The following is an 8478-nucleotide window of genomic DNA, read 5'->3' as shown; positions in this document are numbered from 1 at the left end:
CTTCCTGGCTCCCTGCGGCTTCCGGTCCCCCCGGATCTCGAAGTCCATCGCACCCCTTGTGCTGGGGCGTTGCAACGACTCCTAGAACCCAAGCTTCATCCGCCGGGCCTTCGCCGACCGCCTGGACGACGCAGGCTGTGCCCACGCGGCGGCACCGGATAGCCGCAGCTCCGCGGGTCCACCCGGTCCCCCGGAGCGCTTTCACGGGTGAGGGTGGTCCGCACTCAGGCGATCGACGGCACATCTAGCGGCTCGCCTCACGGGCCGCTGGGCGTGCTGCTCAGGGCACCGCGCCCATCACCGCCAGGGCCTTGCGCCCGGAGCGGTGGTAGAAGCCGGAGGGGGCCGGAGAGCCACCGGCGCGTTGTCAGCTGGTCACGTCGCTCACGCGAAGGTGAGCGGAGCCGATCCGCACGCGGTGGTCCGAGCAGGGCTGGAGAGACTCGACGACGCCGGTTCTACGAGGGGGCCTGTCCTTGGCGCAGCAGCGGATCGTCTGCGACGCGCTCTGCCGCCCGGAGGGCTCCCGGCACCGCCGACGGCAGCGCCTGCACCGCCCAGAGCGCGAACTGCCGCCTGCGGTCGTATCAGTCGTTCTCCTACGACTCACATCAGCCGAAGTCCCGACTCCGTTAGTGACTCGCTGATCCATTGAGAGCATGCGGCTCTTCGCCATCACCGAACAGACCGCCATGCGCTACGTCGGCACCGCCTACCCGGAGGGAACCGCGAAACTGCCCAGGTAGCGGGCACCCGCCGAGCCCGATGCCGCAGCGAAAGCCCGTGGCGGTGTGGCATCGGGTCCGGCATCATCCCTGTGTGATTGTGATGCAACCCGTTCTGGAGATCTTCGCCGCAGACGACTTCGCGCTCTGGCCAGTTGGCGAGTACGGGTCGTACGGCTACCTCGTACTGAACGGGGAGCTGACTCCGGCGGAAGTCGGCACGGCGGTTATGCGGATCGCCGACTGCAACAACTTCGAACCGGAAGAGGCGCACAGGCCGTGCCCGACCGACCCGCTCGGCGCCTTCCTGCACGGGCTGCTCACCATGCCCGACCTGTTGGCCGCCGGCGGGTTCCGGGTGACTGACACAGTCACCAACACCGTCTTCGTCGAGCCGGGTTGCTGCAACGGCCTGGAGACCTGGCGGGACTGGCAGGAGGTGCTAGATGGCACCGGCTGCTCCTACTTCGGCCACGACCCGTCCTCAGCGGCCGAACGTACCGGCGACAACGTCCGGCTGACTCTCGACGCCCAAGCGAAGGACGGAAGCCCGGTGATCGAACTGCCGGTGGATCAAGTGCGCGCGCTCATCACCGGTGCCGAGGCGGACTTGCGGGACTTCCACAGCCTCGCCGGGACCTGGGCCGAACAACACCTGCCGACACACGCCGCCGCCGTCACGGCCGCCTTGGCCCGGGCACTGGACCTAGAGCTCACAGAATGACCAGCTTCCTGACCCACCGGGCGCGCGTGCACGACGCCCAGCTCCCCCTCCACCGGCGGCACAGTGCGCTGCGCACATGCCTCACCGTTTTCGCTCCTTATGGCCTGCGGGCGACATACCACCACCTCACGCTCAGCGCCGCGATCCCCCGACGGCTGGAGGCGGACCCGGACGCGCTGGCGCGGGCGGTGGAGGAACTGCACGAGGCGCGGGTGCTGTGGCTCGTGCGGGCAGAGGAGTACGCCGTGCAGCGTCGGGCGGAGAAGCAGGCTGGGCGGCGGGCTGTACCGAACCCTCGGCCGTGGTGGCTGCGGAGCTGGTGGGATAGCCCGGAGCGTGCATGGTTCGAAGACCCGTTTCGCCACCCGTCGCTGCGACTGTCCGAGTACGTCCGGCGACAGAACGCGCTTCTGGACGGCGCCGATCTGCCCGGCTGCCCGGCTTGCGGGGACGAGGGACCGCGAATGCTGAGCTCGACCGGGCATGGCTGGGTCGAGCTGTGCCATGGGTGCGCGTGGGTGCTGGTGCCATGTCCGTGCGGGCAGCGGCACCGGTTCGTACCGGAGACCCCATTCAACTGGAATGGGATCTGGCAGCGGGCGCACATGAGCGATGACGGCATGCCGAACCCGCACTGGTCTGCGAGCTAGCCACTCGGATGCGGCACGGCGAACGCTTGGGAAGCCAAAGCCCGTAAATCACGAGGAACCCACGCGCAGGACCACCACAGCCATCAGCTGACATGCAGGTTCCGGCCTCCCAACGCTCAGGATTCCGGGAACCCGCGCGCTTTCGCCCTGACCGGAGCCAAGGCCGACGAACGCGAGACCCTGCTTGACCTCCTGGCCGCCGAACCGGACCTCAGCACCCGCCGTTCCGGACAGGCCCTGATCGGCGACAAGAACTACTTCGGCCGAGCAATCGAACACCAACTCGCCGAACATGGCGTCCGGTTGCTGCGGCCGACCCGCAAGGGCGAACGTGAGCGGCCCGGCGCCCGCCTGTTCAAACCCCTGAGGCAAATCATCGAGTCGATCAACGAGACGTTCAAAGGCCAGCTCGACCTCGAACGACACCGAGGCCGCACACCCGGCGGCGTCATCGCCCGCGTCTTGCGGCGCATCCTCGTTGGCCGGTTCGCGTACGTCGGGGGGCGCCGAGGGTGTGGAGCGCACGCATTCTCGAACAGTTCACCCGCCGGCCGGGCCCAGCACAGTACCGGAACGCCGCTGCAGCGGTTGCCGCTCAGGCGTGAGTGCGGCGGGCCTTGCCGCGGGCTGAGACCACCGCGATCTGCGGGATGCCGTCGAGGACAACGAGTGGGGCTTCGGGGAGGGCTGGTCCGCGATTCGGCGGCCCCGGATGATCTCGGAAGCGGCGACAACGGCGGGCCTGCAGCCGACCCGCCCGCAGGCGGCGGCGACGTCAAGACAGCCCGGACACCTTGCTCGCGGTCTTTACCGCCTCCAACCGGTTCAAGTGGAGAAGGACCCGGCCGAGTGGCTGCCCTCGAACGGCTCGTACCACTGCACCTACCCCGCGACCTGGGTCGGCACAAAGCTGCGCTGGGGCCTGGCCGTCGACGAGGCCGAGCGGCAGGCTCTGCTCCGGCTCGTCGAGGACTGCCCAACCACCACCGTGATCTACGAGCCCGCCCCGTAGCCTCCCTCGGCCGGCCGCCGCCAACCCCACTTACCACCGGGCCGAAAGGAGCCTTCGTGGCCATCAACCTCAACCCGTCCGACGAACGTGCCGGGATAGCGGTTTTACCGGGTCATCTCGTCGAACATGTCCCACAGCTTCCCGAGCTCCACGGCTGGGTGCCCGAGGCGTTCCGCTTCCCGGATCACGTCGGGGATCTCCTGCGGCCTTCCGGCATCGGCCAGGAAACGCGCCAGGGCTGCGGCGGCCTCGTCGTCCCCGCTTGCCGTTCCGAGCCGGAGGTGTTCCTCCGCCTCCTGCCCGCGCCCGAGGTCGTCGAGGATGATCGCGAGGTTGAGATGCGAGTTGATCTCTCCGAGGGCGATGGCCTGCTCGTGCTCGGCGATCGCTTCCTCGATCCTGCCTGCGGATTTCAGCCAGTTCGCATACCGGAGGTGGGCTTCAGCCTCGCCGTCCTGTGCCCGCTCGAACGCCTTGCCGATCTCAGCGGGCTCGGAGTCTGGCGAGGCCGCCAGCGCGATGGCGTACGCCAGCAGCGCGCCATCCACCGTTCCCTCGATCGCCTGCAGGGCATGCCGCTGCGCGGTCTCCACGTCCCCGAGCTCGGCCTCGGCCCTTGCAAGGTAGGGAAGAGCGTTGTGGTTTCCCTGTAGCAAGGCTTGTGCGAGCCAGTTCCGTGCCGATTCGTAGTCACCCAGATCGAAGTACAGCTTTCCGAGGTTCACGGATGCGAGGACGTCTCCGGAGCGCGCGGATTCCTGGAGTACGGATTCAGCCTCAAGATTCCGGTTCATGTCCGAGAGGAAGCAGCCAAAATTGTTCCCCGCTCCGGGGAGACCGCGCTCGACGGCTAGACGGTACCAGCGCTCGGCCTCCTCGGCCTCGTCGTCGACCTCGCTGAGAAGGTCTGCCAGCTGCAGTTCCAGGCCCGGAGCACCGGCGGCGATCGACGACCGCAGCACGGAGGCTGCCTGGATCCTTTCCCCGGTTGACTCCAAGAAGAGGGCGAGAGATTCCGCGGAGTCGCGGTCACCGTTCAGAGCGCTGCGACGGAGTGCACGCTCACCGGCCTTCGAGATACCCACGCGCAGCAGCGCGGTGCCCCAGCCCGATCTGATTCCCACATCAAGTCCAATTCTTCGAAAAGAGGGCCGCAGGGGGACGTGTCCCGCCTGCGGCCCTGTCGTCATGCTTGAGTGAAGCGTTCAGTCTTCCGTGCGAGCTGTGGCGCGCACTCGACTATAGAGGCTAGAGGCCCCAGCCCCACCCGTTGCCTCGGTATCCCCAGCCCCAGAGGCCACCAAATCGACCGAAGGGCTTCCACTTGCCGTTGGACCGCTTCTTCCATCCGCCGTGTCCCTTGGCGTTCTGGTGCTTGTCCTTCTTCGACTTGCTCGCGCCTGTGCGGTGCTCCTTTCTGTTGTCCTGGTTCCAGTTCTTCTTCTTCGCGAAGGCAGCGATCGCGTTGCGGTCGGTCTTCTTGTAGAACTGCCCGAAGAACCAGATCCATCGGCCGTCCAGGTCACGGCAGTTGACGGGGTCGCCGTAGCAGTAGTCGTAGGTGTTGGCGCTTCCTCCGTAGACCGGGTCGATCGAGAGGAAACGGCCGCTCGAGGGATCGTAGAGGCGGACGCCCATGAGGGTCAGATCCGTCAGGGTCTCCGATGAGCGCTGCTCGGCCCCGAGCCAGTCGTAACGCGTGCTGGGCTGGCCGGCTGCGGGGTTGCCGTATTCGCCGCTGTCCAGTGCTACGGGCGGACGGGCCGAGTCGAGCGGGAGCTGCAGGGCGACGTCACCATGGATGTTGGTGAGCTGAAGCACGGTGTCGCCGGTCTTGCTGGTGATGGCGCCGAGGGTGCCGGAGGCGGCGTCGACGTTGCGCGTGAGAGCACCGGTCGAGGTGTCCTCGGTGATCCAGCGAGGGTTGTCGCTGTCACCGTCGTAGTGGTTCACCTTGGAACCGGTCTGGGTCCAGGTGGAGCCGCTGCCGGTCTCGGTGGTCCAGGAGCGGAAGCGCTGAGCTGCGTCGAGCTGCCGCGTCTGCCGAGTGCTGCCCGCGACCTGCTGGTAGACCAGGTCGTTGGCGTAGTAGGACAGCGTGCTGCCGGGAAGGGCCGTCGTGCGTCCCAGGTTGTCGTAGGTGTAGCCGGAGGCCGTGAGACGGTCGGCACTGTCGTAGGTAGAGGTGGTGGTCGTACCGCCGGAGGTCGGGCAGTCGGCCCCCGGAGTGCCGGGAGCGCTGGTCACGGACTGCCGGTTGCTCCTGCTGTCGAAAGCATAGGTCCGCTGGGTGCAGACGGTGTTGGAAGTGTCCTGAACGGTTGCCAGGCGGCCTGTGGCGTCGTACCGGTAGGTCTGGGCGGACCAGCCGGCATGTGAGGTGACCTGGCCGTGGACGGAGCGCGTGGCGGAGTCGGACATGACCAGCGTGCTGTCGCTGTCCCGCGTGTAGATGCGCTTGACCGCGGAACCGGTGGTGTCCTCGGTGATGTCGAGGGTATATCCGCCGGGGAGCTTCTCGCGGTTGACGGATCCGTCCGCGTCGTACGTCGCCTGGAAGGCGCCGGCGATGGAGTCGGTGGTCGTCGTGGCCAGGCCGCGCGGCTCGGCGGCGTGGTCGTAGGTGTAGGTGAGCGTGGAGGGAACGCTGTCGGAGACCTTGACGGGCCGGCCGAGCAGGTCGTATTCCGTGGTGGTCCGCCCACCATCGGCGTCGGTGTAGGAGATCTGACGGCCGAGCTTGTCCATCACCTTGGTGATCGTGCCGCCGGCCGGTGAAACGCTCTTGGTCACCTCACCGGTGGCCTGGTCGTATTCGGTGGTGGTCTCGGGCACTGTCTGGCCGATCCCGCCGGTGACCGTCACCTTGCTGGTGCGTCCTGCGCTGTCACGCGTGGTCGTGGTGGTTCGGGTGGTGCCGTTGGCGGTGTCGGTGGCCTTGGCAGGCTTGCCCCACCAGTCGTACTCGGTGGTGGTGGTCGGCATCTGTGTCGGCTGGGAGCCTCCGCCGGTCACAGCACCGGCCGGGCCGGTGGAGCACACCTGGTCGGCCCACTCCGGGCGTCCCTGACACACACCGGTACCGGTCGCGGACCAGTAGGACGTCATCCGAGTTCCCGCGTCGGAGCCGTTGGCGCCGGGCAGGATCTGCTTGGTGACACGCCCCTGGGCGTCGTACTCGGTCTGCTCGGTGATCGCCAGACCGCCCGCGTCCTTGATCGTCTTGGTGGGCAGGCCCTTGGCCCAGTCGAGCACCGTCTGGATCGAGCGGCTTTCGCCCTGGACTCCTGCGTGCTCACGGACCTGGGCACCTGTGGTGACCTTGGTGATCCGGTTCTTGACCGTCGCGGTGCCATCGGTGGGACGGCCTGCATCGTATTCGTTGATGGTCCAGGAACGGGCACTGACGGAGGTGTTGGCGGGCACGAGAACGGTCGTTCCGGACTTCAGGTCCGACGTGAGGTCGACACGCCGCAGCGGACCGAACTCCTCGAGCTCCCGGGTTCCGTCCTCGCTGAACACCGAGGTCGTCGTCAACAGGTTCGCGCGCTCCGCAGAGGACAGGGAGCCGATCCCGAGCTCTGACTGCATGGCGCGGTCGGCCGCCGACGTACCCAGGGCGACGGCACGGTTGCTGGCGCTCAGCTCCCGCACCGTGTTGCCGAAGCGGTCGTACTCGGTGGTGGTGATGTGCCCACCGGGAACAACGGCGTTGACCTGGCGGCCCGACACACCCAAATAGGTGACGTCGGCCCGTCCGTACGAGGACGAGGTCAAGGCGTCGCCGGTGTTGCTGCTCGGGACCGCGTCCGCGGGGAACACCGCGGTCGCATCGGTCGGCGCGCTCAGCTGTCCCCAGGCCTTTACGTCGGCATCGCCCATCGCATACGGGGACTTGGAACCCGTGAGGGGAACCTCGTAAACGACCGACGTGGTGGCCGTGCCTTCCACGACATCCGCAGTACCCTGCTTGAGGCCGGCACGGGACGCGTTCAGCAGCATGCCGTCACCTGCGGTGGCAGCGCTGCCCACCTTGCCGTAGGCGAACGTCCACGAAAGCTGCCCTGCGGGGGTATAGCCCGTGACGCGGCCGGCGGTGTCGTAGCTGTACTCCGTCTTCAGCGCCGGGCTGATCAGTGGGTTCCATGCCTGTCGCAGCCGCCCGTCCTTGTCATAGACGTAGGACTGGATCTGCTTGGAGGTGGCTGCGCCAGCACCAGGATCCGTCGACCAGAGCAGGATGCTCTTCACCTGTCCGCTGAAGTCACCGAAGACCAGGTCGGTCGCGGTGGTGGATGTGCCGTAGACGAACTCGACGACGCGGCAGCCCTTGGTGGCGGGGTTTGCCGTGCACGCGGCCGCGGTCACGGCGGAGGTGGGGGCGATGATTCGCCTGGGGCGGGCCAGCTTCTTGCCGTCCACGGTCACTGACTCGGAGACCACGGTGGTGGTGGAGTTCGTCAGACCGTTGATCAGGCTGGAGGAGACCTGCCAGGTTTCCACCGCCGGGTCGGCCTTGGTGAACTCGGTGACCGAGCCGTCGGTGTCGGACAGGGTGAACGAGCCGGTGACGCTGCCGGTGAGGGTCAGGTCCTCCGAGCCGGGCTCCGGTATCCAGCCATTCTTGGCCGAATTCGCGGTGAAGTGGATCAGGTCACCGCTCGAGGTGACGACATCGACCGCAGTGTCGGAGAGCTTGCGGATGTTGGAGTAGTCGGACTCGGTCGCTTCAGCGGCCGTTCCGGACACCCACTCCTTGCCGAAGATCGCGGCCTGGCCGGCCTGCTTGCTTCCCTTGAGGGGGTCGCGGGAGGTGGCGGTGCGGGTCACCGAAAGGCCCAGAGCCGAGCTGTCGGTGGCCGGGATGACGTAGTCACCGGTCAGCAGGTTCACCGAGCCGGGGCCGATGTCACGGGTGGCCGCGCCGCTCGCGTTGCGGTCAACGATGACGGTCAGCGGCTGGGTGGAGCCCGCGGCCGCGTTCGGGCCGGCGAAGTCGGCCTTGATCTGGACCGTGCCGTCCGGGTTCACCGTGTCGGTCGCGTTCCACACCAGCGGAGGGTTCTTGCCGCCCGACATCGCTGTCGGCCAAGCGGTCAGCGCAGTGCCGCCGGAGGTGACGTCACCGGCCGGGATTTGCACCCACGGATCGGCTTCCGAGCGGCGCCAGGAGAAGGAGACCTTGTCGAACTTGTTGCCGTCGGCCTCGGCCACCAGCGGCAGACGCCGGGCCGTGCGCTCGTTGGCGGACGGCTGGACGAAGCCGCCCGGTCCCGCGTGGAAGGTGTACGCGGCCGCGTCGGACTTGTTGTCCGCCTTGTCGACCGAGCGGACCTGCAGGGTGTGGGTGCCGTCCTTCGGCGGTGC

At 67.7% G+C, this 8478-nt stretch carries 5 protein-coding genes and 1 pseudogene; 4 read left to right on the top strand and 2 right to left on the bottom strand.

The features are described from left to right. Positions 1–828: 828 nt before the first annotated feature. The 4 genes and pseudogenes from AB0D44_RS33815 to AB0D44_RS33800 all read left to right on the top strand — a co-directional run bounded on the left by AB0D44_RS33815 (position 829) and on the right by AB0D44_RS33800 (position 3111). Positions 829–1449: a hypothetical protein gene (locus tag AB0D44_RS33815; protein WP_362598564.1), complete on the top strand. Its 621-nt coding sequence runs from the start codon at positions 829–831 to the stop codon at positions 1447–1449. Continuing rightward, positions 1446–2099 (top strand): hypothetical protein, encoded by a 654-nt coding sequence (locus tag AB0D44_RS33810; protein ID WP_362598562.1) that lies wholly within the window; start codon positions 1446–1448, stop codon positions 2097–2099. The genes AB0D44_RS33815 and AB0D44_RS33810 overlap by 4 nt, the downstream gene beginning before the upstream one ends. Positions 2100–2225: 126 nt before the next feature. Continuing rightward, positions 2226–2576, top strand: a pseudogene (locus AB0D44_RS33805) (transposase); the annotation flags it as partial. A gap of 352 nt (positions 2577–2928) precedes the next feature. Beyond that, complete coding sequence (locus tag AB0D44_RS33800; protein ID WP_362598560.1) at positions 2929–3111, top strand: hypothetical protein; 183 nt, start codon at positions 2929–2931, stop codon at positions 3109–3111. A 104-nt stretch (positions 3112–3215) separates the two neighbouring features. Here the strand turns inward: AB0D44_RS33800 and AB0D44_RS33795 are convergent, their stop codons facing one another. Then, on the bottom strand, positions 3216–4196 hold the full coding sequence (locus AB0D44_RS33795; protein ID WP_362598557.1) for a tetratricopeptide repeat protein: 981 nt from the start codon (positions 4194–4196) through the stop codon (positions 3216–3218). Positions 4197–4359: 163 nt separating this feature from the next. Next, the coding region (locus AB0D44_RS33790; RefSeq protein WP_362598554.1) for an RHS repeat-associated core domain-containing protein at positions 4360–8478 on the bottom strand (4119 nt) is incomplete at its 5' end.

The sequence above is a fragment of the Streptomyces sp. NPDC048349 genome (assembly GCF_040651925.1).
Lineage (GTDB): Bacteria > Actinomycetota > Actinomycetes > Streptomycetales > Streptomycetaceae > Streptomyces.
Note: the sequence above shows the minus strand (reverse complement) of the source record. Positions and strands in the feature narration are given on the sequence as shown.